This window comes from Actinotignum sp. usb-actsch-213, assembly GCF_059085665.1.
In genome coordinates this window covers 1-1,144 of sequence record NZ_JBHNSQ010000025.1, presented here as the reverse complement: position 1 = coordinate 1,144, position 1,144 = coordinate 1, and the positions used below count along the sequence as shown (strand labels likewise).

Below are 1,144 nucleotides of genomic sequence, written 5' to 3'. Positions count from 1 at the left end.
TTCTTCGGATCNGTNCCGATCACCTTTTCTTCACCATCCGTCAGACCGTCACCATCGGTGTCGCCCTTATTCGGATCGGTGCNATTGGCAATCTCGTCACCGTCATTCACGCCGTCACCATCGGTATCGGCCTTATTCGGGTTGGTCGGCTTGCCACCGTTGTTCTTGCCGGTTACTTCATCACCGTCGTTCACGCCGTCACCATCGGTATCCGGGTTGAGCGGGTTGGTGTTACCAGGCTTGCCNTCCTTATTGAACTTATCGTCCTTGAACGGGTTCTTGGTGCCATTGACCTCNTCNCCGTCNTTGATGCCGTCACCNTCGGTATCCGGGTTCTTCGGATCAGTACCGATCTTCTTNTCNTCACCNTCGGTGAGTCCNTCACCGTCAGTATCGGGATTCTTCGGATCGGTCTTCGTGGCCTTGGAGTCATCGACCTTCGGGGTGCCATCTTCGTTGCGAGCCGGCTTGCCGTTCTCGTCAATGTCAGTGCCAACTTCCTCGCCGTCGGTCAGACCGTCACCGTCGGTATCCGGGTTCTTCGGATCGGTGCCCAGGTCCTTTTCGCGACCATCAGAAACACCATCTCCGTCGGTATCGGGGTTCTTCGGATCGGTCCCGTTCTTCTTTTCGTCCCCGTCGTTCACGCCGTCGCCATCGGTGTCAGCATTGTTCGGGTCCGTGCCATCCTTGATTTCGTCAGCATCGGTGACGCCGTCGCCATCGGTATCGGCCTTATTCGGGTTGGTCGGCTTGCCACCGTTGTTCTTGCCGGTAACTTCGTCGCCGTCATTCACGCCGTCACCATCGGTATCCGGGTTGAGCGGGTTGGTGTTACCAGGCTTGCCGTCCTTATTGAACTTATCGTCCTTGAACGGGTTCTTGGTGCCATTGACCTCGTCGCCGTCGTTGATGCCGTCGCCGTCAGTATCCGGGTTGTTCGGGTCAGTGCCGATCTTTTCCTCTTCAGAATCGGTCAGGCCGTCGCCGTCGGTATCCGGATCCTTGACGGTCACCTTGGACGTGTCGAGGACCTTATCGCCATCCTTGATGGTCACGGTGATCTCAGACTTGTCCTTGGCATCCGCAGGTACCTTGACCACAACATTGCCATCGGTGCCGATGGTGCAGGTCGCACCGCCGG

General features: G+C 57.4%; 1 protein-coding gene. It reads right to left on the bottom strand.

From position 1 onward, the window contains the following. Positions 1 to 1,016 (bottom strand): hypothetical protein (locus AC5RK6_RS01765; protein WP_493926326.1); only part of this gene is annotated, 1,016 nt, incomplete at its 3' end. Between the last annotated feature and the right edge of the window lie 128 nt (positions 1,017 to 1,144).